General features: G+C 72.4%; 23 protein-coding genes. 15 read left to right on the forward strand and 8 right to left on the reverse strand.

The annotated features are described in order from the left end of the window. Positions 1-77 precede the first annotated feature (77 nt). From BN39_RS23580 to BN39_RS18460, 4 genes are read right to left on the reverse strand one after another with little or no spacing between them, the layout of a single operon-like run. Positions 78-608 (reverse strand): SgcJ/EcaC family oxidoreductase, encoded by a 531-nt coding sequence (locus tag BN39_RS23580; RefSeq protein ID WP_019203927.1) that lies wholly within the window; start codon positions 606-608, stop codon positions 78-80. Then, a complete protein-coding gene (locus BN39_RS23585; protein WP_159103263.1) occupies positions 605-898 on the reverse strand; it encodes a hypothetical protein in 294 nt (97 codons plus the stop codon). The genes BN39_RS23580 and BN39_RS23585 overlap by 4 nt, the downstream gene beginning before the upstream one ends. Positions 899-958: 60 nt before the next feature. Next, complete coding sequence (locus BN39_RS18455) at positions 959-1,393, reverse strand: MarR family winged helix-turn-helix transcriptional regulator (RefSeq protein ID WP_019203929.1); 435 nt, start codon at positions 1,391-1,393, stop codon at positions 959-961. Between the two features lie 10 nt (positions 1,394-1,403). Beyond that, a complete protein-coding gene (locus BN39_RS18460) occupies positions 1,404-2,717 on the reverse strand; it encodes an oxygenase MpaB family protein (RefSeq protein WP_019203930.1) in 1,314 nt (437 codons plus the stop codon). Between the two features lie 67 nt (positions 2,718-2,784). Here BN39_RS18460 and BN39_RS18465 point away from each other — a divergent pair, with 67 nt between their 5' ends. From BN39_RS18465 to BN39_RS18505, 9 genes are all read left to right on the forward strand, one after another. After that, positions 2,785-3,390 (forward strand): TetR/AcrR family transcriptional regulator, encoded by a 606-nt coding sequence (locus BN39_RS18465; RefSeq protein WP_237741732.1) that lies wholly within the window; start codon positions 2,785-2,787, stop codon positions 3,388-3,390. Between the two features lie 80 nt (positions 3,391-3,470). After that, positions 3,471-3,818 (forward strand): hypothetical protein, encoded by a 348-nt coding sequence (locus BN39_RS18470; RefSeq protein WP_019203932.1) that lies wholly within the window; start codon positions 3,471-3,473, stop codon positions 3,816-3,818. Between the two features lie 31 nt (positions 3,819-3,849). Beyond that, on the forward strand, positions 3,850-4,671 hold the full coding sequence (locus tag BN39_RS18475) for an NUDIX domain-containing protein (protein WP_019203933.1): 822 nt from the start codon (positions 3,850-3,852) through the stop codon (positions 4,669-4,671). 121 nt (positions 4,672-4,792) lie between these two features. Beyond that, positions 4,793-5,596, forward strand: coding sequence for a GNAT family N-acetyltransferase (locus BN39_RS18480; protein WP_019203934.1), 804 nt, complete (start codon positions 4,793-4,795; stop codon positions 5,594-5,596). Between the two features lie 2 nt (positions 5,597-5,598). Further along, a complete protein-coding gene (locus BN39_RS18485) occupies positions 5,599-6,495 on the forward strand; it encodes a 1-acyl-sn-glycerol-3-phosphate acyltransferase (protein WP_019203935.1) in 897 nt (298 codons plus the stop codon). A gap of 69 nt (positions 6,496-6,564) precedes the next feature. Beyond that, positions 6,565-7,770, forward strand: a complete 1,206-nt coding sequence (locus tag BN39_RS18490; protein ID WP_019203936.1) for a cysteine desulfurase family protein — start codon at positions 6,565-6,567, stop codon at positions 7,768-7,770. Then, positions 7,770-8,867: a tRNA 2-thiouridine(34) synthase MnmA gene (gene mnmA, locus BN39_RS18495; protein WP_019203937.1), complete on the forward strand. Its 1,098-nt coding sequence runs from the start codon at positions 7,770-7,772 to the stop codon at positions 8,865-8,867. The genes BN39_RS18490 and mnmA overlap by 1 nt, the downstream gene beginning before the upstream one ends. A 2-nt stretch (positions 8,868-8,869) precedes the next feature. Beyond that, positions 8,870-9,877, forward strand: coding sequence for a hypothetical protein (locus BN39_RS18500; RefSeq protein ID WP_019203938.1), 1,008 nt, complete (start codon positions 8,870-8,872; stop codon positions 9,875-9,877). A gap of 9 nt (positions 9,878-9,886) precedes the next feature. Next, on the forward strand, positions 9,887-10,282 hold the full coding sequence (locus BN39_RS18505) for an Atu4866 domain-containing protein (protein WP_148281531.1): 396 nt from the start codon (positions 9,887-9,889) through the stop codon (positions 10,280-10,282). Here BN39_RS18505 and BN39_RS18510 read toward each other — a convergent pair. Both BN39_RS18510 and BN39_RS18515 read right to left on the reverse strand, forming a co-directional pair. Then, complete coding sequence (locus BN39_RS18510; protein WP_019203940.1) at positions 10,263-10,691, reverse strand: MmcQ/YjbR family DNA-binding protein; 429 nt, start codon at positions 10,689-10,691, stop codon at positions 10,263-10,265. The genes BN39_RS18505 and BN39_RS18510 overlap by 20 nt on opposite strands. A 53-nt stretch (positions 10,692-10,744) precedes the next feature. Continuing rightward, on the reverse strand, positions 10,745-13,018 hold the full coding sequence (locus BN39_RS18515; RefSeq protein ID WP_020693899.1) for a hypothetical protein: 2,274 nt from the start codon (positions 13,016-13,018) through the stop codon (positions 10,745-10,747). A gap of 326 nt (positions 13,019-13,344) precedes the next feature. Between BN39_RS18515 and BN39_RS18520 the strand changes: the two genes are divergently transcribed. Beyond that, positions 13,345-14,208, forward strand: coding sequence for an LLM class F420-dependent oxidoreductase (locus BN39_RS18520; RefSeq protein WP_019203941.1), 864 nt, complete (start codon positions 13,345-13,347; stop codon positions 14,206-14,208). Positions 14,209-14,276: 68 nt separating this feature from the next. On the opposite strand, the gene BN39_RS18525 is transcribed toward BN39_RS18520, so the two are convergent. Further along, positions 14,277-14,708 (reverse strand): hypothetical protein, encoded by a 432-nt coding sequence (locus BN39_RS18525; RefSeq protein ID WP_019203942.1) that lies wholly within the window; start codon positions 14,706-14,708, stop codon positions 14,277-14,279. A gap of 127 nt (positions 14,709-14,835) precedes the next feature. Between BN39_RS18525 and ligA the strand changes: the two genes are divergently transcribed. Beyond that, complete coding sequence (gene ligA / locus BN39_RS18530; protein WP_019203943.1) at positions 14,836-16,896, forward strand: NAD-dependent DNA ligase LigA; 2,061 nt, start codon at positions 14,836-14,838, stop codon at positions 16,894-16,896. Beyond that, complete coding sequence (locus BN39_RS18535; protein WP_040768693.1) at positions 16,893-17,702, forward strand: IclR family transcriptional regulator; 810 nt, start codon at positions 16,893-16,895, stop codon at positions 17,700-17,702. Before ligA ends, BN39_RS18535 begins: the two co-directional genes overlap by 4 nt. On the opposite strand, the gene hutC is transcribed toward BN39_RS18535, so the two are convergent. Further along, entirely contained in the window at positions 17,672-18,421 is a 750-nt protein-coding gene (hutC, locus tag BN39_RS18540; protein ID WP_019203945.1) for a histidine utilization repressor, read from the reverse strand. The two genes, BN39_RS18535 and hutC, sit on opposite strands and share 31 nt — an antisense overlap. Before the next feature lie 159 nt (positions 18,422-18,580). Between hutC and hutU the strand changes: the two genes are divergently transcribed. Genes hutU through hutG form a run of 3 tightly spaced genes read left to right on the forward strand, consistent with a single transcriptional unit; the run spans position 18,581 to position 22,358 of the window. After that, positions 18,581-20,248 (forward strand): urocanate hydratase, encoded by a 1,668-nt coding sequence (hutU, locus tag BN39_RS18545; RefSeq protein WP_019203946.1) that lies wholly within the window; start codon positions 18,581-18,583, stop codon positions 20,246-20,248. Continuing rightward, the gene (gene hutI, locus BN39_RS18550) at positions 20,248-21,426 is read left to right on the forward strand and encodes an imidazolonepropionase (RefSeq protein WP_019203947.1); all 1,179 of its coding nucleotides are present in this window, start codon (positions 20,248-20,250) and stop codon (positions 21,424-21,426) included. Before hutU ends, hutI begins: the two co-directional genes overlap by 1 nt. Continuing rightward, a complete protein-coding gene (gene hutG, locus BN39_RS18555; protein WP_019203948.1) occupies positions 21,423-22,358 on the forward strand; it encodes a formimidoylglutamase in 936 nt (311 codons plus the stop codon). Before hutI ends, hutG begins: the two co-directional genes overlap by 4 nt. The last annotated feature ends 234 nt before the right edge of the window (positions 22,359-22,592 follow it).

A 22,592-nucleotide genomic window follows, 5' to 3' on the forward strand; every position in this document is an offset into this window, starting at 1 on the left:
CTTGGAGGAATCGGAACGCCACGAGGCGGGCCGAGGCACGACCCGGGTATGTCATCGGATGGTCTCGTCCGGTGTGGTCAACGGGGCGGGCCCGACGGCTCGATGCGAGTGACCTGAACGGCGTCGAGGAGCCACCGACCGTCGTGTTCCGAGGCGACCATCGTGTTCGCGGACAGGCGATCCGGTGTGATCGCGGTGTCGCCGGACTCGAGGATCCCGCCCGTGCCGTACACGACCGCGACGGTCTCGTCGAGGAACCGGATGCTCGTCAGGTTCAGGTCGATCCGGCTCCCGCGGAGAAAGGTTCCGAACAGTTCGGCGTGGGTGCGGGTGATCTCCTCACGGCCGTTCAGCGCGGCCCCCTGGAAGGTCACGTGCACGGCGTCGGGCGCGTAGGTGTCGCCGAACGCCCTGCCGTCGCCGGCGTTCCACGCGGCGGTGAACCGGTCGACCAGGGCGCGCACCGCGCCGTCGGGCCGCTGCGGTGCGCTCGGCGCGGACTGCGGCGCCCGCGGTCCGTCCCCGGCGGTTCCGCACGCCGCGACCGCGAGCAGTCCGCAGCACACCGCCGCCGTGGCGATCCCGCGGACCGGCCGTGCGGCGGTCATCGGGCCGACCCACCGTCGGTGGCGGCGCCCCTGTCGCGGGCCGGGCCCAGCGCCCACGCGCGCACCGCGAGAACGGCACCCGCGACCGCAGCGAGGTGGCCGATCACGGCGAGCCAGGAGCCCGAGCCGCTGATCACGTCGGTGATCACGCCGACGACCGCGCCGGCCGCGAAGCCCGCCCACGCGCCGAACAGCGCGGGTAGGGCGGTCCGCGCGGGGTGGAGGTGACGGAGGGCGCCGGCCGCGAGCGCGACGACGACCCCGATGAGGGTGACTGAGAGTGCTGGCATCAACATGGGAACGATGGTGGTCCGCGGCGCGCCGGTCACACATCCGGAACCACCCGGGGATCAGCCCTGAGATCCGGTGAGTTCCCCGAGGATGCGGCGCAGCGCGTCGGCGTCCGCGCGGGAGAGGTGCGCGGCCAGAAGTGCGTCCTCCGCTTCGCGGATCCTCCGTTTGGCGGCGGCCTGGGTCTCGCGCCCGAGGGCCGTGAGCGCGACGGTCCGCTGTCGGGCGTCGGCGGAGGCGGCGCGCTCGACGAGGCCCCGGCCCGCCAGATCGCTCAGATGCCTTCCCAGCCGCGTGGTGTCGCGGCCAGTCCGGCGGGAGAGTTCCACCTGGGACATCGCTGCCTCCCGCGCCAGGGTCGCCATGATCGCGTACTCCCACATGCTCAATCCCGCGGCCGCGAGCAACGGCGCCTCGAGCTCGCCGAGGCGCGGCAGGAGGCGGCTGATCAGCTCGGCGAGATCCGGTTCGTCCGGGCCGGCGGTACCGGTCATGCCCCGGATCCTATCGGGTGGCGTAGGTGGCGCCGTCGGAGACGAATTCCGGATGGCCGTACGTGCGCAGGCGCATCCGGACCACCCGAGTCGTGTACCGGTCCAGCCACGGCCGCAGAGCGGGGAACCGTGACCCGCGCACGACGAGGGCGAAACGGCCGCTCACGAAGGGCATGGTGAGAAGCGTGATGATGCGGTCCGCGACCGAGTACTCGACCCCCATCGCCGCGGCGGCTCCGCGGTCCCCGTTGCAGAACAGGCGGACGAAGAACGTCGTGCTCCACGCCCGTTCGACGCGTTCCGCGATGCGCCCCCGCGCGGACCGGTCCCGGCGCAGGTACGCCTGCATCGAGGACCGCACCAGGGCGCCGCAGGTCGCCTGGTCGAAACCTGCGCGCAGCAGCGCTGCTCGCGCGTGGAACACGGTGATGATCTCGTCCACGGTGGTGGGCAGCAGTTCCTCGGGCAGGCCCAGGAGGAAGCACCGGTATCGGCAGAACTCGAGCATCGCGCGCTCGCCGTCGGTGAAGCCGCGCTTCTTCATTCGCGCGGTCCGGGCGATGACGTACATGTTGATCAGGCCGGCCGGCATCTGGTCGACCTGGGGGATGGGGATGCCGTAGACGTCCCGGTTCCACGCCCCGGGCCGGGTGAGGGCGTGGAACCGCACCATCGAGTGCATGAGGCGCACCATCGCGGCCGCCTCGAACCCCTCGCCGTGGCGGGCGAGGGCGTGCGGAAGCGTGGTCACGGCGAAGAAGTTCGCCGTCTCGTTGATGCGATGCGCGGCCCGGGTGCCGGTCAGCGCGCCCGTCAGCGCCATCGGCAGGGCGGCGTACGTGTTGAGGAACGTGGCGAGGAACGCGCCGCGGGTGATGAACGGTGAGACGAAGGCGGCGCCCACGCGGAGCCGGCGCGCGCCTTCCTCGACCAGGTCCGCGTCCAGCCAGTCCGGCGCGGCCTCCATCGATTCGAGGAACGCGCGCAGTTCGACGGGGGCGTCCGGCACCGCGTCGACGCCCTCGCGGCATGCGGTTCGCAGCATCGCCACGAGCGTCCGGGTGCCGTAGCGGGGTTCGAGCGCGGCGTACGGATCGGCCACCACATCGCCGAGCAGCGTTGCGGTGCTGATGAGTTCGACGGTGCGCTCGTCCGCCAGGATCGGCTCGCGCCGCGCCACCCAGCCCGGCAGGCTGGACTCCACTCCGGCATCGGCGGTGAGCCGGTAGGGGACGGCGTCGAAGTCCACGCCGCCGTACACGGCCGGCTGCAGCGCCGCCTGGCCGCGCACGCGCTCCGCGAGTTCCGGGTAATGCAGGACCATCGGGTCTCCCTCGGCTTGCACTGTGTAAGTTCGAGACTGACAGGTTGTAAGTTATTCTGTCAAGACCATGGGCAGGACGCGGATGACCGGCGACGAGCGGCGCGAGCAGATCCTCGACGTCGCGCACGCCATCGTGGACGCCGAGGGGTTCCACGCCGCCACGCCGAGGCGTGTCGCCGAGGCTGCCGGCGTCACCCGGACGGTGCTCTACCAGCAGTTCGGAGACATGGCCGGGCTCTTCGTCACGCTGATCGACAGGGAGTCGGCGCTGGCCGTGCATCAGTACCTCGACGCGTTCGCGGGCCTCAGCGACGGTGTGCGCGACGATCCGTTCCTCTCGGCGTTCGAAGCCGCGGTGAGGGCGGTCGACGGGCATCCCGCGACGTGGCGGCTGTTCCTCCTCCCCGCCGAGGGCGCGCCCCCGCTCCTGTACGAGCGCCTCGCGGAGCGGCAGGAGGCCGTGCAGAAGGTGATGGAGGCCAATCTCGTCGAGGAGTACCCGGGTCTCGCGGATCCCGAGTACATCGCCCGCGCCGTGCACGCCTCCGGCCGGGAACTGCTGCGCCTGCGGCTGACGGACCCGGAGGGGGCGACCGTCGAGCGACTGATCGACGCGGTGCGCACGCTCCGGACCTTCGTGCCCGTCAGTCGGGCGGGTGACGGCGGGGCGTGATCCATATTCATCTACCGCGGTAGATGAATATGATCTACAGTGGTAGACGGAATAGCCGTCCACCCCTCGGAGGAGACCCCATGGAACCGTCGGCCCTCGAGCGGGCGATCGCCCGGCTCGCCGCATCGTTCTCCGAGGTGACGGAGGGGGACCTCGCACTCCCGGCTCGCGCGGACGGCGCGACGGTGGGCGATCTGTACCGCCGCGCCGTCGAGCGCAGTGCCGCCGTCGCCGGACTCGATCCGGCGCTCGCGGGCCCGGCGGCACCGGCGGACGACCTCTACGGCGGCGGGTACGACGTCGCCTATCGCCGGGTGGCCCGAGCAGCGGCGCGGGCCACCCGCGCGGCCGATGCCGAAGCCCTCGAGCGCGACACCGCCGCGTGGGCCCGCGACGTGGACCGCGCGCTCGGCCTCGAAGACGTGTGATCGGGCCGGGGCCGTCGGCTACGGTGACGCAATGGCTTCGAACACCGAATCTCCCGCGGTCCCCGTCCAGCCCAAGGATGCGGCCACCGTCGTCCTGGTCCGGGACGGCGCCGACGGGGTCGAGGTGTTCCTCCAGCGCCGGGTCCAGCAGATGGCGTTCGCGGGAGGGATGACGGTGTTCCCGGGCGGCGGCGTGGACCCCCGCGACGGCGATGCCGACATCGCCTGGGCCGGACCGGAACCCGCGTGGTGGGCGAACAGGTTCGGCACCTCGGACCGCGACGCGCGTCAGCTGGTCTGCGCCGCCGTCCGCGAGACCTTCGAGGAGTGCGGCGTCCTCCTCGCGACCACCCCCGACGGTGCCGCACCGGATGTCGCGGCCCTGTCCCCCGCCCGGGCGCGGCTCGAGGCCCGCGAGTTCGGCCTCGCCGAATTCCTCGGTGCCGAGGGGCTGGTGCTCCGCGCCGACCTGCTGCGCCCGCTGGCCCACTGGATCACCCCCGTCAACGAGAGGCGTCGCTACGACACCCGCTTCTTCCTCGCGGCCCTCCCGGTGGGGCAGGACGCCGACGATCGGACCAGCGAGGTGGAGGAGGCCGGCTGGACCACCGCCCGCCGGGCCCTCGACGGGTGGACTTCGGGCGAGCACTTCCTCCTTCCGCCCACGTGGGCCCAGTTGCGCGCCATCGCCGAGGAGGGCACCGTCGCCGGTCTGCTCGCCGCCGAGCGTGTGATCGAGCCGATCCAGCCCGACGTGCCGCAGGGCGGGGGAGGCATCGAGTCGCTGCGGTTCCGCGACGCCGCGGAGTACGTGGCGTCGATGCCGCCGAACGTGCCGCGCCCCGAGTTGTAGGAAGCGCGGGACGGGCGACCACGTTCGTTCCCACGCTATTCACCCGCGTTCTCACAGGATTCACCGACGCGCTCAGGCGGGGTTCACCGGTCGGACGCCTGGTGGGCGGACCGTGAGCGCCATGAGTACACCGGGAACCCTGCTGACCGGCCGTCACCCCGCCTCCGAGACCTTGATCCCTGGTGCCGAGTACGAGGTGGTGCTCACCACCCGGCCCGAGGACATCGAGACCGTACAGCGCCTGCGGTACGCCGTGTTCGGCAGCGAGCCGGGGTTCGAATCGTCGATGGCGGGGGTCACCGACGGGCGGGACGCGGACCGGTTCGACGAGTTCTGCGACCACCTGGTGATCCGGCACAAGCCCTCCGAGGCCGTGGTCGGCTGCTACCGGATCCTCCCGCCGCCCGGCGCCATCGCGGCCGGCGGCCTGTACCTGGCCACCGAGTTCGAGCTCGGCGCGCTCGACCCGATCCGGCCGCAGACCCTCGAGATGGGCCGGGCGTGCGTCCACGCCGATCACCGGACGGGCGGCGTCCTCTGCCTGATGTGGGCGGGGCTGCTCGCCTACAGCGACCTGCGCGGGATCCGCTACGCGATCGGCGCCGTCAGCGTCCCCATGCAGTACGAGGGCCACGGCCGCGGGGCCACCGTCCGCGCGGTCCGCGAACTGGTCGACGCCAAGCACCGTGCGGAGTGGATCGTCCGTCCGCACAACCCCGTCGAGGCGATCGACGCCCCGGCGGCCTCGCGCCGCACGTTCCCGCCCCTGGTGACCGGGTACCTGCGGATGAACGCCGAGATCATGGGTGCGCCGAGTTTCGATCCCGACTTCGACGTCGCCGATTTCCCGATGATCATCGACCGCACCCGGTTCAACGAGCGGTACCTCGACAGGCTGCAGCAGGCGGCCGCGGGGCAGAGCTGACCATGATCCCCGTCGGCACGCTGCGGCGTCACCCCTGGCAGCAGCAATCACACTGCGGCGCCGCGTGTTCCGCGCAGGAGCCGCTGCACGCAGGCGCGTGGCTGCGGGCGACCCGGTGGGCGGCGTTCCTCACCGTGCTGCTGCTCGGCCTCCTCGCCCTGGTGCTGACGTACGTCCTGGGCGCCCGCGCCCGGCGGATGGCGATCCGCTGCGGCGCCCGCGGCATGCTGTGGTCGCTGGGCATGCGGGTGGAGCCCGTCGGCAACGTGCCGCTCCGGGCCCTGGTGGTCGCGAATCACCAGTCGCTGCTGGACATCGTGGCCATCGCGTCGATCGCGCCCGCGGCGTTCGTCGCGAAGGCCGACATCTTCGACGCCCGCGGCGTGGCCGTCCTCATGCGCGCCTTCGGCGCCATCCCGCTGCGCCGCGAGCGGCTCCGTGAGCTCCCCGCGACCGTCGAGCACGTGGGCCGGCTGCTGGGCCGGGGAAGCACCGTCGCGGTCTTCCCGGAGGGCACCACCTACTGCGGCTTCCACCGCGGCGACTTCCGGCCCGCGTTCTTCCAGGCCGCCATCGACGCCGGCGTCGACGTGGTGCCGGTCTCGCTGCGCTACACGATGCGGCTGCCGCGCCCGGTGCGCGGAGCGCGGCAGAGCGCCGTCGCCGCCTACGTGGGGGAGGACAGCGAGATCGACACCCTGGCCAGGGTGATCGGGGCCCGCGGCGTCGCGGTCCGCGTACACGCCACCGAGGTCATCGACGCCGCCGCCTGGGCGCCCGCGGGCCGGCGCGCGCTGGCCGCGCGGGCGGAGGCCGCGGTGTTCGCGGACTCCTCGCTCCCCGATGTCGTGGTCGACCGCGGACCGGTACGGCGGCGCGCGCCGGCGCGGGCCGCCTGAGCCGCGTACGGGCCGGAAGGCCCGACGGTTCGGACCGCCGGGAGGGCCCGGCGTATTCTGGGGAACGCGATGACTTCCGACCGCGATGACCCCGTGTACCTCGACCACGCCGCGGACACCCCCATGGTGCCCGCGGCGCTGGCCGCGATGGCGCAGGCCGCCGCCCGTCCGGGCAACGCCGCCTCGCTGCACGGTTCGGGCCGCCGCGCTCGCCGCGTGCTCGAGGAGTCCCGCGAATCCATCGGCCGGGACCTCGGCGCCCGCCCGTCCGAGGTGGTCTTCACCGGCGGCGGCACCGAATCGGTGAACCTCGCGATCAAGGGCGTGTTCTGGGCCCGCCGGGCCGAGAACCCCGCGGCGACCACCGTGATCGCCTCCGCGGTCGAGCACCACGCCGTGCTGGACGCCGCCGAATGGCTCGGCGAGCACGAGGGGGCCACCGTCGTTCTGCTCCCCGTCGACGGCGTCGGCCGGGTGGACCCGGCCGATCTGCGGTCCGCGCTGGAGGAGGCCGCGGGCACCGTCGCCCTGGTGTCGGTGATGTGGGCCAACAACGAGGTCGGCACGATGCAGCCGATCGCCGAGCTCGCGGCCGAATGCGCCCGCGCCGGTGTCCCGATGCACTCCGACGCCACCCAGGCCGCGGGACACGTGCCGGTCGACTTCGACGGCAGCGGCCTGGCCGCGCTGACGATCGCCGCCCACAAGTTCGGCGGCCCGCAGGGCGTCGGCGCGCTGCTCATCGGCAGGAACGTGGCGTGCGTGCCGTTGGCCCACGGCGGCGGCCACGAGCGGGACCTCCGTTCCGGGACGCCCAACGTCGCGGGCGCCGCGGGCATGGCCGCCGCTCTCGAGGTGGCCGTCGGCCGGCTCGACGAGGAGGCGGCCCGGCACGCCGCACTGCGCGACCGCCTGATCGAGGGCGTGCGCGGAATCGAGGGCTCCGTGATCAACGGCGGAGCGGGTCACGACGTGCCCGCGCTGCCCGCCATCGCCCACGTCTCCTTCACGGACTGCGAGGGTGACTCCCTCCTGATGCTCCTCGACGCCCGCGGCATCGAATGCGCGACCGGCTCGGCCTGCAGCGCGGGCGTCGCGCGCGCGAGCCACGTGCTCGAGGCCATGCGGGCCGCGCCCGACGCCGCCCGCGGCTCGCTGCGGTTCTCCTTCGGCCCGGAATCGACCGACGCCGACGTGGATCGCGTGCTCGCGGCGCTCGGGCAGGTGGTCGAGCGCGCCCGGGCCGCCGGCCTGGCCTCGACGGGGGCCCGCTGATGCGCGTCCTGGCGGCGATGAGCGGAGGCGTCGATTCGGCCGTGGCGGCGGCGCGCGCCGTCGAGGCCGGACACGACGTGGTCGGCGTGCACCTCGCCCTGTCCGAGGCTCCGGGCACCCTGCGCACCGGCTCGCGCGGCTGCTGCTCTAAGGAGGACGCGGGCGACGCCCGGCGCGCCGCCGATGTGCTCGGGATCCCGTTCTACGTCTGGGATTTCGCGGAGCGCTTCCGCGAGGACGTGATCGACGACTTCGTGGCCGCCTACGCCGCGGGCGAGACCCCGAACCCGTGCCTGCGCTGCAACGAGAAGATCAAGTTCTCCGCCCTCGCGGAGCGCGCCTACGCGCTCGGGTTCGACGCCGTGGCCACCGGCCACTACGCGCGCCTCGAGAGCGGCGAGCTGCGCCGCGCCGTCGACGTGGACAAGGACCAGTCCTACGTGCTGGCCGTCCTCACCGCGCAGCAGCTGGACCGCGCCCTGTTCCCCGTGGGCGACACCCCCAAGCCCGCCATCCGCGAGGAGGCCGCTCGCCGTGGCCTCGCCGTCGCGGACAAGCCGGACAGCCACGACATCTGCTTCATCCCGTCCGGCGACACCCAGGCCTTCCTGGGCGCCCGGATCGGCGTCCGCCCCGGCGCGGTGGTGGACGCCGCGACGGGCGAGCGCATCGGCGAGCACGAGGGTGTGCACGGTTTCACGATCGGCCAGCGCAAGGGGCTCGGCCTGCCGGGCCCCGCGGCCGACGGGGCGCCGCGCTACGTCACCGGCATCGACGCCGGTTCGGGCGAGGTCCGGGTGGGCCGGGGCGAGCAGCTCGACGTCACGCGGATCGTGGCCGACGGTGCCGTCTGGACCTCCGGTTCGGCACCCAGCGGTCCGGTCGAGGCGACGGTGCAGGTCCGGGCGCACGGTGGGCTGGCCCCGGTGACCGCACGCGCCGAGGGAGACCGACTGGTCATCGACCTGCACACGCCGCTGCGCGGGGTCGCCCCGGGCCAGGCCGCGGTGCTGTACGCGCCCGACGACACCCGAGGGGACCTGGTCCTGGGCTCGGGCACCATCCGCTCCACCGAACACGCCGCGGTGGACGCCTGACGATGACCGATCTCCTCGCGCCCCTGATCGGTTCCGCGACGGGAATCGGCTCGCATCCCGGCACGGACCCCCGGGAGGCGGCGGCCACCGTCGTGGGTGAGCTCGCCGTGCCGTACCTGCCCGAGCTCCCCGCCCGGGGTCTCGGGGCGGACATGATCGGCCGGTCCGCCGGGCTGCTGGTGGACATGGGCCTGGACACCAGCACCACCGGGTACCGGATCGGCGTTCCCGCCGGGCGGACCGCGCAACTCGTCGTCGATCACCTGCGGCGCGACCTCGACGCCCTCGAGGAGGCGTACGAGGTGGCCGGGCGCAGGGGGAGCGGCCTGGTCAAGACCCAGGCCGCCGGCCCGCTGACGCTCGCAGCGGGCCTGGAACTGCCCAACGGGCACCGGGTTCCGCGTGATCGCGGCGCCATGCGCGATATCGCCGATTCGCTCGCCGAGGGGCTCTCCCGGCACGTGGCGGACCTGCGCGCGCGGTGCGGCGCGGACGTGGTCCTGCAGCTGGACGAGCCGTCGATGTCCGCCGTGGTCCGCGGCGGGGTCCCAGCGCTCACCCGCCTGGACCCGATCCGCGCAGTCCCCGCGCCCGAGGCCGCGGAACTCCTGGCGCGGGTGTGCGAAGCCGTGGACGCACCGGTGCTGCTGCACCTGTGCGGCCCGGTGGAGTGGGACGTCGTCCGCCGGGTGCCCGTCGACGGTGCCCTGGTCGACGTCACGCGGCTGTCCTCCGCCGACTACGACGGCTTCGGCGCGCTGGCCGAGTCCGCGACCGTCGTGGGGCTCGGTGTGGTTCCGCCCGTGCCCGGCGACCGGCCCGTCGCGGCCGAGGAGGCCGCCGCACCCGCGCTGCGCCTGTACGACGAGATCGGGCTGCCCCGGCGCGATCTCGCCCGCGCGACGGTGACTCCGACGTGCGGCCTCGCCGGCGCCGCGCCGGAGCGGGTGCGCTCCGCCCTGGAGCTCGCCGTGCGCGTTTCGTCCGTGTTGCACGATCCGCCCGAGTAGGCTGCCCGCATGAGGCGTACAGGGGTTGTGGCCGGTTTGATCGTCGCCGGCGTCGTGTTGGCCGGCTGCTCGGGCGGATCGGATTCGGCGTCCGAGGCCCCGACGACGGCCGCAACCGGCACGTCGTCCGTGCCCGCAGGCGCGTCGGTGAGCCCCGGGGCATCGGCGCCCGCGGCGATTCCGGCGACCGTCCCGGGCACCTACAGCAACGGCGACTGGGTGGTCCGTCTCGCGGCGGACGGCACGTGGGAGGAGGACCTCCGCGGCCAGAAGAACGCGTACGGCGGCACCTACACGGTGGACGGCGACACGGTCCTGCTGCGCGACCGGGGCGGGTCCACCGAGACCGCCACCCTGCAGGGCGACGAGCTGAAGCTCCCGTCGATCACGCTCCGCCGGCAGTAGCCGGGCCGGCGCCCGCGTCCAGTAGGGCGACGGCGCGTTTCGGCGCGATCCGGCGGTAGCTCGCGTCGATCAGTTCGGTCACCTCGTCCCAGTCGACGGGGCCCACGGTGAGGTCCAGCCCGAGCCAGCCGGCCGAGGCCATGTACGCGGGGAGGTAGATCCGTTCGTCCTGCTCGAGTGCCGCGCGTTCGGCGGGATCGGCGATGAACAGGACGCTGGTGTCGCGTTGAAGGTGGGGCCTCGTCGCCGTCTTCTTGGTCCCGCCGCCGTACATCGCGAACATCTTGCCGCAGCGGAACGTCGGCCGGCCGTGCGCGACCTTCTCCACGGATTCGGGGAAGGCCAGGGCGATCTCCCGCACGCGGGCGAGTACCGGATCGTCGTCGGAGAACATGATCGGATGCGGCATGCCGCCGAGCCTAGCGCCCGGCGGCACGCCGCATCAGGTGGTTCCGCGGCGGATCAGGCGGCGGCGTCCGTCGTCGTGGCGTCCGTGTCGGCCGCCCCGGTGGTGCCGCGATCCGCGGTGTCCGAGGACGCCGAGCCGCCCGCCGGCGACGCGGTCTCCGCCGCATCGGCCGCCTCTGCGGACGAGGGCGCGGCCGAGGAATCCTCCGGCGCAGCCGGGGATTCGGCCGGCGGCGTGGCCGAGGAGTCCGCCTGCGGCTCGGACGGGGACGCCGTGGGCGACGACTCCGTGATCGACGGCGCGCCGGTGGCGGGCGCCTCCGCCACGGCGGTCGGGGTCGCCGGCAGGGCGGCGGCCGACGGGGCGGGGGACGACGCCCGGACCACCGGTTCCGATGTCGCGATCACGGGTTCGCTTGCCGCATCCGCCGACTCGCCGACCGTCGGGACCGGCGCCGAGGGCGTCGGTGCCGCCTCGGGCAGGGCGGCGGCGACCTTGGGGAGCGCGTCGGCGATGAGTTTCACGTCGTCGACGACGGTGACGCTCTTCGCCCACGACGACAGTCCGCCGATCGGGTCGAACGGCGTGATCGGCACCGTGCCCAGGCCGAACGGGTTGTCCAGCTCCACCAGTCCGATCCGCGGGAACAGGCCTGCACCGGTACCGTCGGTGACCCGGGTGAGCGTCGGCAGGCCCAGGTAGTTCGGGCGCACGGTCCCGTTCACCTCGACCGCCGGGAACAGGGTGAGGCGGTAGCCCAGCCAATCCAGGGTGAGCGGCGAGCGCAGGCCGTAGTCGCTCGTCAGGAGGTATCGGGTGCTGGTGCCGTCCGCGGTCGTCCGCACGTCCTGGGTGAAGCGCACGAAGTCCTTCGTGACCTTGATGCGCTTCTCCTCGGAGAGGAGGGCCGCCACGGCGTCCTTGACGAACGGGTTCGCCAGCAGGGCGGTCACCTCGGAGAGGGGCGCCTTGCTGAGGTCGCCGCCCGCTACGGCGGTGAGCAACTCCATCACGCCTGGTGTGAGTACCTGGCGGAGCGCGTTGCCCTGGCCGAGGAACAGCGACGTGGGATCGGTGAGGCCCCACTGGGTCTGACGGCTCTGCCCGTCGACGGGGGCGCGCAGGTCCTTGTAGTAGTCGAAGAGTCCCAGGTAGTTCCCGCACTCTCCCAGTCCCGACGCGGAGGCCGACGTACCGACGCCGAGGCAGCTGACCTCCTTGAGATCGGGCAGGGTGATGCCCTCGACCGAGTCCATGATCGTGGTCAGGTCCATCCCGGGCGGGAGCATGTTGAGTTTGGCGGCGAGGTCCAGGATCTTCATCGACTTGATCCGGTCGAAGTCGAGCGGCGCGCCGAACCAGTCGAGCCCCACCTTGCTCGTGTTCATGTTGAGAGCCATGGCCAGGCCGAGGTTCGCGTACGCCTTCGAGACGGCGTCTGCGCCGTCTGCGCCGGCGAGGGCGAGGCCGAGCGCGTTCGGCGCCTCGGCGCGCGCCGTCCCGCCGTTCATGGCGAGGGCGAAGGCCAGGCCCTTGCCCGCGATGGTCGAGAAGCCCGACAGCGGGACACGCGGATCGAGGACGGTGGGCACGCTGTAGTCGTAGGTGCGGGAGTTGAGGAGGCCGGCGATCTTGAGGGCCTCGGTCCGGGTCGCCAGGTTCGCGTCGACGGTGCGCTGCTGCCAGCCGCCGGTGCACAATCCGAGGAACGTGCCGCCCGGGCAGAACCGTTCGGACACCGGCTTCACCGGGAGCGCGGCCGCGGCCGCGACCTGCTCCAGGGTGGTGTACTCGCCCATCGCGGTCGGGTCGACCTCCCCGAGATTGAGGATCTTGAGGCCCGTCGCGATGAGGCCCGTCGGCTTCACCGCGAGGACGCTGAGGATGCCGAACACGGTCTGATCGCCCATCGGCACCTTGGCGATGAGGAGGTTCATACTCGGACCGAGATCGACGGAGATCTGATCGGCGAGGGCGCCGAGATCGATCCGGCCCGGCAGGACAGCCGCCATGCCGGTGCCGGTGGCACTTCCGCAGTCGACGTTCGCGCCGCCGCCCGCGGAGCCGCCGCCGGCGAGGGCGCCGGTACGGCACGACTCGACGAGGGACGCGACCGCCGGATTGTCCAGCAGCGCGAGGAGCTTCTGCGGATCCACATCGCTGAGGTCGAGGCCCGCGAGCGCCGCCCCGATGTCGCCGCTGCTGAGGTCGAGACCGGAGAGGTCGAGGGTGCTGATGTCGATTCCCAGGTCGCTCAGCGACGTCCCGCCGATCGTGATCTCACCCTTCGTTCCGGTGTCGGCGGCGGAGGCGACGGGAACGCCCATACCTCCTACCAATGCGAAGGAGGCGACCGCGGCGACCGCGCCCGCGCGCCACATGGAGGTGCGTCGGGTCGCTCGTCGGTGAGAACGTTGTGACCTGCGCCTGATTGCTCGATTCGACGAGTTGACGATGGGGGTGTCCGGTGTGATCGACATGGAGGACTTCCTTGGCTCGACTGACCTGGGTCGATGACAGCAATGGCTGTCATGGGAGGACTTTAAGCCTGCAACGTGATCTGTGTCACGGGTATTCGCGTCATTGGTAAATATCCGATTTGTTTGCGACAAAACTTCCCTGCCGAACGATTGAAACGTGTTCTACTTCGGGGATGGTGGAACACGGTGTACGCGTGGGAATAGTCCAGTTCACGTCGGACAAGGGGGTGCCTCCACACAGGCTCGCGCCGCTCGTCGAGGCGGCCGGCTTCGCCTCGTACTTCGTGCCCGAACACGGACATATCCCCACTCGTCGCGATGCGGCGCACCCGGGGACGGGCACCTCGGAGCTCCCCGACGAGCGTTACCTGCGCACCCTCGATCCGTGGACCTCGCTGGCCGCCGCGGCCGCGGTGACCGAGCGCATCGAACTCGCGACCGCCGTCGCGCTTCCCGTGCAGTCCGATCCGATCACCCTCTCCAAGACGATCGCCACCGTCGACCACCTGTCGGAAGGGCGCGTGACCCTCGGCGTCGGATTCGGCTGGAACCTCGATGAGCTCGCCGACCACGGCGTCCCCGCGGGCCGCCGCCGGACGATGCTGCGCGAATACCTGCAGGCGATGCGGGCGCTGTGGCGGGACGAGGAGGCCTCGTACGACGGCGAATTCGTCTCCTTCGGGCCGAGTTGGGCGTGGCCCAAGCCGCCCGGGGCCGTCCCGGTCCTCGTGGGCGCGGGCGGCACCGACAAGAACTTCGCGTGGATCGCCAAGTACGCGGACGGTTGGATCACGACGCCGCAGGATCGGGGGATCGGCGAGGCCGCGGGGCGACTCGCGCGGGCGTGGCGGGAGAACGGGCGCGACGGCGCGCCGCGCATCGTCGCCCTCGACGGCCGACCGGATCCCGCCCGACTCGCCCGATGGGCGGACGCCGGGGTCACGGACGTGCTGTACCCCGTGGACGATTCGAGCGAGGAGGCGGCGGAGAGGTACCTGGAGGGGCTCGCCACCGCGATGGGGCCGGCCCTGAGGTGAGCCCGGGTGCGCGCGCCCGGTCGTGATCCGCTCCGCGAGCGGCTCGCCGCCGAGCTGGGCCGGGGACGTCAGGCGATGCGCGCGACCCCGTGGCACTCCAGGACGGGCGGGTTGATCCCGATCCTGTTGACGCGCACCGTGAACACCACCGTGCCCGAACCGGTCGGCACGTGGTTGAACACGGCCCGGCCCACCGGCGTCGGGGAGGTCGACGCGGTGCCGCGCAGCCCGGTGTTCGTGTTGCGCCACGACAGGGCGGCGTGCCAGTCGGTGTCGGTCCTCCACGGGTTGGCGACCGCCGTGACCATCATCCGGCCGGGGACGATCGTCGGAGTCTTCAGCGGCTCCGAACGCAGGGCGGTGCGGCCCTGCGCCTCCACGCCCGTCGGGTTGCTCGAGCAGACGGGGCCGACATCGGCGGCCACCGGGCCCGCGGTGGTGAGCGTGGCGGCGGTGCCGCAGGCGGCCGTGGCCGCGGCGACGATGCGAACGATGCGCATGGCGCGTTCCTTCCGTCGTGGGACCTCGGGGCACCGCGGGCTGGATACCCCCTACGAGGTACTTCGCAGCGCCCGGGCGGCCCGTTACCGCGCCGGGGTGTCGGACCCCTCGACTAATCTGGCACGCATGTCGAAGGAACTGACCGAGGACGACCGGCGCGCGTGGCAGGAGCTCGCGGAGGAGGTCCGCGGACACCAGTTCCGGTACTACGTGCAGGACTCGCCGGTGGTCTCGGACGGCGAGTTCGATGCGCTGCTGCGCCGGCTGCAGGACATGGAGTCGGCGTTCCCGGAGCTCGCGGTCGCGGATTCGCCCACCAAACTGGTCGGCGGCGGCTTCTCGACGGAGTTCACCGCGGTGGACCACCTCGAGCGGATGATGTCGCTGGACAACGTGTTCGACGAGGGGGAGCTGCGCGACTGGATCGCCCGCATCCAGAAGGAGGTGGGCTCGGAGGTCGTGTTCCTCACCGAGCTCAAGATCGACGGTGTCGCCCTCAACCTGGTCTACGAGGACGGGAATCTGGTCCGCGGGGCCACCCGCGGCGACGGCCGCACCGGCGAGGACGTCACCCTCAACGCGCGCACCCTGCGCGAGGTGCCGCACCGGCTCACCCCGTCGGACGAGTTCCCGATCCCGTCGGTGCTCGAGGTGCGCGGCGAGGTGTTCTTCCGGTTGTCGGACTTCGAGGAGCTCAACGCGGGCCTCGTGGCCGAGGGCAAGCCCCCGTTCGCCAACCCCCGGAACTCCGCCGCCGGCTCACTGCGCCAGAAGAACCCGCAGGTGACGTCCCGCCGCAGGCTGGGCATGATCTGTCACGGCCTGGGCCGGATCGAGGGCGGCTGGGCCCCCGCCTCGCTGCACGACGCGTACCGCGCGCTCGCCGCCTGGGGACTGCCGGTGTCCGAGCACACCAAGCAGGTCACGAGCGCCGACGCGGTGGTGGACCGCGTCTTCTACTGGGGGGAGCACAGGCACGACCCCGAGCACGAGATCGACGGTCTCGTGGTGAAGGTCGACGAGATCACCCTGCAGCGCCGGCTCGGCGCCACGTCCCGCGCCCCGCGCTGGGCGATCGCCTACAAGTACCCGCCGGAGGAGGTCACGACCAAGCTGCTGGACATCCGGGTCAACGTGGGCCGCACCGGCCGGGTCACGCCGTACGCCTACATGGCCCCCGTCACCGTCGCGGGTTCCACCGTGGAGTTCGCGACGCTGCACAACGCGTCCGAGGTGCAGCGCAAGGGCGTGCTCATCGGTGACACCGTGACCATTCGCAAGGCCGGTGACGTGATCCCCGAGGTGCTCGGGCCCGTGGTGGACCTGCGCGACGGCACCGAACGCGCCTTCGTCATGCCGGTCACCTGCCCCGAGTGCGGGGCGACCCTGGCGCCGTCGAAGGAGGGGGACGCGGACATCCGCTGCCCCAACACCGAGACCTGTCCCGCGCAGCTGCGCGAGCGCCTGTTCTACCTCGCCGGCCGGAACTGTTTCGACATCGAGGGCCTGGGCTACGAGGCGGCCACGGCGCTCACCGCATCGCCGGTGCTGCACAACGAGGGCGACGTCTTCTCCCTCACGGAGGACTCCCTGCAACAGGTGCCCCTGTTCACGAACGACGACGGTGCGCTGTCCGCCAACGCCCAGCGCCTGCTGGCCAATCTCGCTGTGGCCAAGCAGAAGCCGCTGTGGCGGGTGCTCGTGGGCCTGTCGATCCGGCACGTCGGGCCGTCCGCCGCGCGGGCGCTCGCGCAGGAGTTCGGCAGCCTCGACGCCATCGCCGAGGCGGACGTGGACAGGCTCGCCGACGTCGACGGCGTGGGCCGCACGATCGCCGAGGCCGTGATCGATTGGTTCACGGTCGATTGGCACCGCGAGATCGTCGAGAACTGGCGCGCCGCGGGCGTGACGCTGGAGGACGAGCGCGACGAATCGGTACAGCGCACGCTCGAGGGGCTCTCGATCGTGGTCACCGGTTCGCTGCAGAACTTCTCCCGGGACGAGGCCAAGGAGGCGATCCTGGTGCGCGGCGGCAAGGCCGCGGGCAGCGTCTCGAAGAAGACCGCCTACGTGGTGATCGGGGATTCGCCGGGGTCCAAGGCCGACAAGGCCGAACAGCTCGGAGTGCCGATCCTGGACGAGGCCGCCTTCGAGAAGCTGCTCGCCGAGGGGCCACCGAGCGAGTGAGCGCATCTCCCGCGGTGGGCCGCGCCCTCGACATCCTGCTTCTCCTGGCCACGAAGCCGGGGCCGGTGTCGGCGGCGGTGCTCGCCCGGGAACTCGAACTGCCGCGCTCCTCGGTGTATCACATCCTCACGGTGCTCCAGGACCGCGGATTCGTCGTGCACCTCCCGGAGCAGAACGGCTACGGGCTCGGCGTGACGGCGTTCGAGATCGGGTCCGCGTATCTCCGGCACGCACCGCTCGAACGGCTGGCGCAGCCCATCCTGCACCGCCTCGCGATCCAGCTGGGACAGGCTGTGCACCTGGGGGTACTGCACGGGAGCGAGACGCTGTACCTGCTCAAGGAGCGCCCGTCGTCGGGGCCCGCGGCGGAGGTCTCCCTGATCACCGACATCGGAGTGCGGCTGCCCTCGCACCTCACCGCGAACGGCCGCGCGATCCTGGCCGCGCTGCCGGAGCCTCAGGTCGCGGCCCTGTACACGCGGTCGGCGTCGCTCGTCAGCCGCACCGGCCGCGGCCCGCGCAGCCTGGCCGCGCTGCACCGGATACTCGCCGAGACGCGCGAGCGGGGCTGGGCGGGCGAGGTGGAGGAGGTCACGCCGGGCCTGCAATCGGTGGGCGCGGCGGTCTTCGACCACAGCGGCCATCCCGTCGCTGCGCTGTCCACCACGTGGAGCCGATCCCTGGCGCTGCCCGAGCCCGGCACCGTCGGACATCTGTTGCGTGAGGGCGCGATGCGGCTGACCACGCGGATCTCGGGGCGTTCGCCGGAGCAGGGCTACGCGTCGAACACGCCCTCCAGGCGGTAGCGGGTACCCGGGTGCAGCAGGCGCGCGGCGGAGACCACCCTGTCGTGCGACCAGGTGCGGCGCCGGATCAGGAGGCCCGCCTCGTGCTCGTCGAGCTGCAGGAGGCGGCGCTCCTCGGCGCCGGGCACGACGGCCTCCACCACGTGCTCACCGCGCATGAGCGGCGCGATGTCCATGAGGTAGGCGTGCGGCGTGCGATGCGTGAAGTCCTGCGCCAGGTAGTCGGGCGCCTGCGCGGGCACCACGAGCCGGTCCTCCAGCTGGATGGCGCGGTCGTCCTCGTAGTGCACGAGCACCGAGTGGAAGACGCGTGCGCCCTCCGGCACGTCCAGGTCGACCGCCGCCCGTGGATCGGCGGATTCGGCTGCGAGCGTGAGTACGTCGGCGCGGTGGCGGTGGCCGCGCGCCACCACCTCGTCGGCGATCGAGTGGACCTCGAAGAGTGCCGAGCTGGCCTTCGGTTTCGCGACGAAGGAGCCGACCCCCGCCGTGCGGACCACCAGGCCCTCGGCGGTGAGCTCGCGCAGCGCGCGGTTGACGGTCATCCGGGACAGGCCCAGGGAACTCGCGAGCTGTGTCTCCGCCGGGAGCTGTTGGCCCTCGGTCCACCGCCCGGTGCCGATCTGTTCGACGATGAGGTCCTTGAGCCGGCGGTAGGCCGGGCCGGGCAGGCGGTGCGCGCGAAAGAGCGACGCGACCTCCGTGTCCTGAATCGTCACCGCCGAACCTCCTCTGCCGTGCAAAGCCTACCCGGCGCACCGTCGACCAGATCCTGTCTCGGATCCGAGACTAATGGGTGTCGGGCCTGGCCGGGATGGGGCGGCGCGACGTGTCATGGATCACGACAGCCCGACCCGTCCCTTCGAGAGGACCGCCCCATGACCCACGACTTCTCCGCCGGCGCCCGCCCGGTGCGCGCCCCGCACGGCCTCGAGCTCGCCTGCCGCGGCTGGCAGCAGGAGGGCGCGATGCGCATGTTGATGAACAACCTCGACCCCGAGGTTGCGGAGCGCCCGGACGATCTCGTGGTGTACGGCGGCACCGGCCGGGCCGCGCGCAGCTGGGCCGCGTTCGACGCCATCGTCGCCACGCTGAAGACCCTCGACGACGACGAGACGCTGCTCGTCCAGTCCGGCAAGCCCGTCGGCGTGTTCCGCACCAACGCGTGGGCGCCGCGGGTACTGCTCGCCAACTCGAACCTGGTGGGTGACTGGGCGAACTGGGAGCACTTCCGCCACCTCGAGGCCGAGGGCCTCATGATGTACGGCCAGATGACCGCGGGCTCCTGGATCTACATCGGTAGCCAGGGCATTCTGCAGGGCACCTACGAGACCTTCGGCGCCGTGGCGCGCAAGAGGTTCGGCGGCACTCTCGCCGGCACCATCACGCTCACCGCCGGCGTGGGCGGCATGGGCGGGGCGCAGCCGCTCGCGGTCACCATGAACGACGGTGTCGCGATCTGCGTGGACGTCGACGAGTCGCGCATCGACCGGCGCATCGCCCACGGCTACCTCGACACCAAGGCCGCGTCGCTCGACGAGGCACTGGAGCTGGCGATCGCCAAGCGCGACGCCCGCGAGCCGCTGTCGATCGGCCTGGTGGGTAACGCCGCCGAGGTCTTCCCGGCGCTGCTCGCGCGCAAGGCGCCCATCGACATCGTCACCGACCAGACCTCCGCGCACGACCCGCTGTCGTACCTGCCCATCGGCATCGACGTCGAGGACTGGCAGAAGATGGCGGAGAAGGACGCGGTGTACTTCACCGAGCAGGCCCAGAAGTCGATGGCCGCGCACGTCAAGGCGATGGTCGAGTTCCAGGACGCCGGCGCCGAGGTCTTCGACTACGGCAACTCGATCCGCGACGAGGCCCGCAAGGGCGGCTACGACCGCGCCTTCGAGTTCCCCGGCTTCGTGCCGGCCTACATCCGCCCCCTGTTCGAGGAGGGCCTCGGCCCGTTCCGCTGGGCCGCCCTCTCCGGCGACCCGGAGGACATCGCGAAGACCGACAAGGCGATCCTCGAGCTGTTCCCCGAGAACGAGCACCTCAAGCGCTGGATCACCATGGCGGGGGAGAAGGTCCACTTCGAGGGGCTGCCCGCCCGCATCTGCTGGCTCGGCTACGGCGAGCGGCACCGCGCCGGCCTGAAGTTCAACGAGATGGTGGCGAACGGCGAGATCGGCCCGCTGGCCATCGGCCGCGACCACCTCGACTCCGGATCCGTCGCCTCGCCCTACCGCGAGACCGAGGCGATGGCCGACGGCACCGACGCGGTCGCCGACTGGCCGCTGCTCAACGCGCTGGTCAACACGTCGTCGGGCGCCTCCTGGGTGTCGATCCACCACGGCGGCGGCGTCGGCATGGGCCGCTCCATCCACGCCGGCCAGGTGTGCATCGCGGACGGCACCGACCTGGCCGCGCAGAAGCTGGAGCGCGTCCTCACCAACGACCCGGGCATGGGCGTGATCCGCCATGCCGACGCCGGCTACGAGTACGCGAACGAGGTCGCCCGCGAGCGCGGCGTCCGCATCCCCATGCAGGAGAACTGATGTCGGCCGGGTGGACGCTGATCGACGGCATCGGCACGCTGGTCACCAACGACCCCGAGGCGGGCGAGGGACGGCTCGGGGTGATCCGTGATGCCGCCGTCGTGATCGGCGACGGTGCCGTCCAGTGGGTCGGCCCGTCGGCCCGAGTTCCCGACGGTGCCGCCGGCACCCGGATCGACGCCGGCGGCCGAGCAGTGCTGCCGGGTTTCGTGGACAGCCACTCGCACACCGTGTTCGGCGGCGACCGGGCCGAGGAGTTCGCGGCGCGGATGACCGGCGCCGCGTACGGCGCGGGCGGCATCCGCACCACGATCGCAGCGACCCGCGGAGCCTCCGACGAAGCGCTCTCGGCCAACGCCGCACGGCTCGCGGCGGAGGCACGGGCGCAGGGGACCACCACCCTGGAGATCAAGACCGGATACGGCCAGACGGTGCGCGACGAGTCGCGGAGCCTCGACGTGGCCGCGGGGGTCTCCGACGAGGTGACGCTGCTCGCGGCGCACGTCGCGCCACCCGAGTTCGCCGGGCGCCAAGACGATTACGTCGCGATGGTGATCGACGAGATGATCCCGGCCTGCGCGTCACGCGCGAAGTGGATCGACGTGTTCTGCGAGGAGGGCGCGTTCACCGAGGAGCAGTCGCGGGCGGTGCTCTCCGCGGGCGCCGCGGCGGGGCTCGTGCCGCGCGTGCACGGCAACCAGCTCACCTACGGCGCCGGCGTGCGGCTCGCGGTGGAGTTGGGCGCGGCCTCCGTGGACCACGTCACCTACACCACCGCCGAGGACGTCGACGCCCTCGCGGGCGGGAGCACCGTCGCCACCCTGTTGCCCGGAGCGGACTTCAGCACCCGGAACAAGTACCCCGACGCGCGTGCGCTCCTGGACGCCGGCGTCACGGTCGCCCTTGCGGCCGACTGCAATCCGGGCACCAGTTACACCACGAGCATCCCGTTCTGCATCGCCCTCGCGGTGCGGGAGATGCACATGAGCCCGGACGAGGCGGTCTGGGCCGCCACGGCGGGTGGAGCGGCTGCTCTGCGCCGTACCGACGTCGGCGCGCTGCGCCCGGGCATGCGGGCGGACCTGATGGTGCTCGACGCGCCGTCGCACCTGCATCTGGCGTACCGCCCGGGCGTGCCGCTCGTGTCGCGCGTCTTCGCGGCGGGAGTGGCGCTGTGACGGTGGATCGCGCACCGTCGGACTGGACGGGCCGGGACGACGGCCCCGGCTCCGAGCACCTGCGCTGGCACAACGCCGTGCGTACGGGGGCGCAGGGCCGCGGAACCACGCTCATCGGCTTCGCCTCCGACGCCGGGGTGGTCCGGAACCTGGGGCGCCCCGGTGCCGCAAGCGGTCCCGCCGCGCTGCGCAGTGCCCTGGGATCGATGGCGCTGCAGTCGGACCCGGGGATCGCGGATCTCGGCGACGTGGTCGTGACCGGTGACGACGACCTCGAAGCGGGACAGGCGCGGCTCGGCGCGGCAGTCGCGTCCGTGCTCGACGGCGGCGGACTCCCCGTCGTGCTCGGCGGCGGCCACGAAGTGGCGTACGGCAGCTACCTGGGTATAGCGGACTCGCGCGCCGTCGCCGACGGCGCGCGCCTCGGTGTGCTGAACCTGGACGCGCACTTCGATCTTCGCGACGCACCTCGGCCCAGCTCCGGCACTCCGTTCCGGCAGATGGCGCTGCGCGAGGCGGGGCTCGGGAGACGCCTGGACTACGCCGTCGTGGGGATCTCGCAGCCGGGCAACACGCGCGCGCTGTTCGACGAGGCCGAGCGACTCGGCGTGCGGTACCTGCAGGACGACGAGTGCGGCGTGCTGTCGATGCCCGCGGTCGAGGCGTTCGTGCAGGACTTCCTCGCCGGCGTCGACGCCGTCTACCTCACGATCGACCTCGACGTGCTGCCCGCGGCCGTCGCTCCGGGCGTCTCCGCCCCAGCGGGACTCGGCGTTCCGCTGGAGGTCGTCTCGCGGGTGTGCGACGTGGTCGCGGCGAGCGGTAAGCTCCGCCTTCTCGACATCGCCGAGCTGAACCCGTCGCTGGACGTCGACAACCGCACGGCCCGCACCGCCGCCCGGCTGATCCACCGCATCGTCACCCGCCGCTGAACGGTTCGTGGACCGCCACAACGGGGACCACGCTTCTGTGGGAAGCCGCCAAGCGGAAGGGCGGGCGTGCCGGCCCCGGTGGCGTCGTCGATCTGTGGTCTGAGCACAGGGGGCCGGCACGGCCCGGATGGTGGGGCCATGTGCACGACGCATGGCCCCACCATCTGATCCTGCTTCTCACCTGCGAAGACGGGGTCATGCTTTGCGCGCATGGCCCGAGCGGCCATCTCACTC

Origin of the sequence: Tsukamurella sp. 1534 (assembly GCF_000312385.1) — a bacterium.
Taxonomy (GTDB): domain Bacteria; phylum Actinomycetota; class Actinomycetes; order Mycobacteriales; family Mycobacteriaceae; genus Tsukamurella.

Bases quoted from the DNA above. Each gene is read 5' to 3' on its own strand.
- BN39_RS23580 (WP_019203927.1), bottom strand. From the start codon at position 608: ATGACCGCCGCACGGCCGGTCCGCGGGATCGCCACGGCGGCGGTGTGC.
- BN39_RS23585 (WP_159103263.1), bottom strand. From the start codon at position 898: ATGCCAGCACTCTCAGTCACCCTCATCGGGGTCGTCGTCGCGCTCGCG.
- BN39_RS18500 (WP_019203938.1), top strand. From the start codon at position 8,870: ATGACCGATCTCCTCGCGCCCCTGATCGGTTCCGCGACGGGAATCGGC.
- BN39_RS18490 (WP_019203936.1), top strand. From the start codon at position 6,565: ATGACTTCCGACCGCGATGACCCCGTGTACCTCGACCACGCCGCGGAC.
- BN39_RS18515 (WP_020693899.1), bottom strand. From the start codon at position 13,018: ATGGGCGTTCCCGTCGCCTCCGCCGCCGACACCGGAACGAAGGGTGAG.
- BN39_RS18510 (WP_019203940.1), bottom strand. From the start codon at position 10,691: ATGCCGCATCCGATCATGTTCTCCGACGACGATCCGGTACTCGCCCGC.
- BN39_RS18465 (WP_237741732.1), top strand. From the start codon at position 2,785: ATGGGCAGGACGCGGATGACCGGCGACGAGCGGCGCGAGCAGATCCTC.
- ligA (WP_019203943.1), top strand. From the start codon at position 14,836: ATGTCGAAGGAACTGACCGAGGACGACCGGCGCGCGTGGCAGGAGCTC.
- BN39_RS18460 (WP_019203930.1), bottom strand. From the start codon at position 2,717: ATGGTCCTGCATTACCCGGAACTCGCGGAGCGCGTGCGCGGCCAGGCG.
- hutU (WP_019203946.1), top strand. From the start codon at position 18,581: ATGACCCACGACTTCTCCGCCGGCGCCCGCCCGGTGCGCGCCCCGCAC.
- BN39_RS18455 (WP_019203929.1), bottom strand. From the start codon at position 1,393: ATGACCGGTACCGCCGGCCCGGACGAACCGGATCTCGCCGAGCTGATC.
- BN39_RS18475 (WP_019203933.1), top strand. From the start codon at position 3,850: ATGGCTTCGAACACCGAATCTCCCGCGGTCCCCGTCCAGCCCAAGGAT.
- BN39_RS18480 (WP_019203934.1), top strand. From the start codon at position 4,793: ATGAGTACACCGGGAACCCTGCTGACCGGCCGTCACCCCGCCTCCGAG.
- BN39_RS18520 (WP_019203941.1), top strand. From the start codon at position 13,345: ATGGTGGAACACGGTGTACGCGTGGGAATAGTCCAGTTCACGTCGGAC.
- BN39_RS18470 (WP_019203932.1), top strand. From the start codon at position 3,471: ATGGAACCGTCGGCCCTCGAGCGGGCGATCGCCCGGCTCGCCGCATCG.
- hutI (WP_019203947.1), top strand. From the start codon at position 20,248: ATGTCGGCCGGGTGGACGCTGATCGACGGCATCGGCACGCTGGTCACC.
- BN39_RS18505 (WP_148281531.1), top strand. From the start codon at position 9,887: ATGAGGCGTACAGGGGTTGTGGCCGGTTTGATCGTCGCCGGCGTCGTG.
- BN39_RS18485 (WP_019203935.1), top strand. From the start codon at position 5,599: ATGATCCCCGTCGGCACGCTGCGGCGTCACCCCTGGCAGCAGCAATCA.
- mnmA (WP_019203937.1), top strand. From the start codon at position 7,770: ATGCGCGTCCTGGCGGCGATGAGCGGAGGCGTCGATTCGGCCGTGGCG.
- BN39_RS18525 (WP_019203942.1), bottom strand. From the start codon at position 14,708: ATGCGCATCGTTCGCATCGTCGCCGCGGCCACGGCCGCCTGCGGCACC.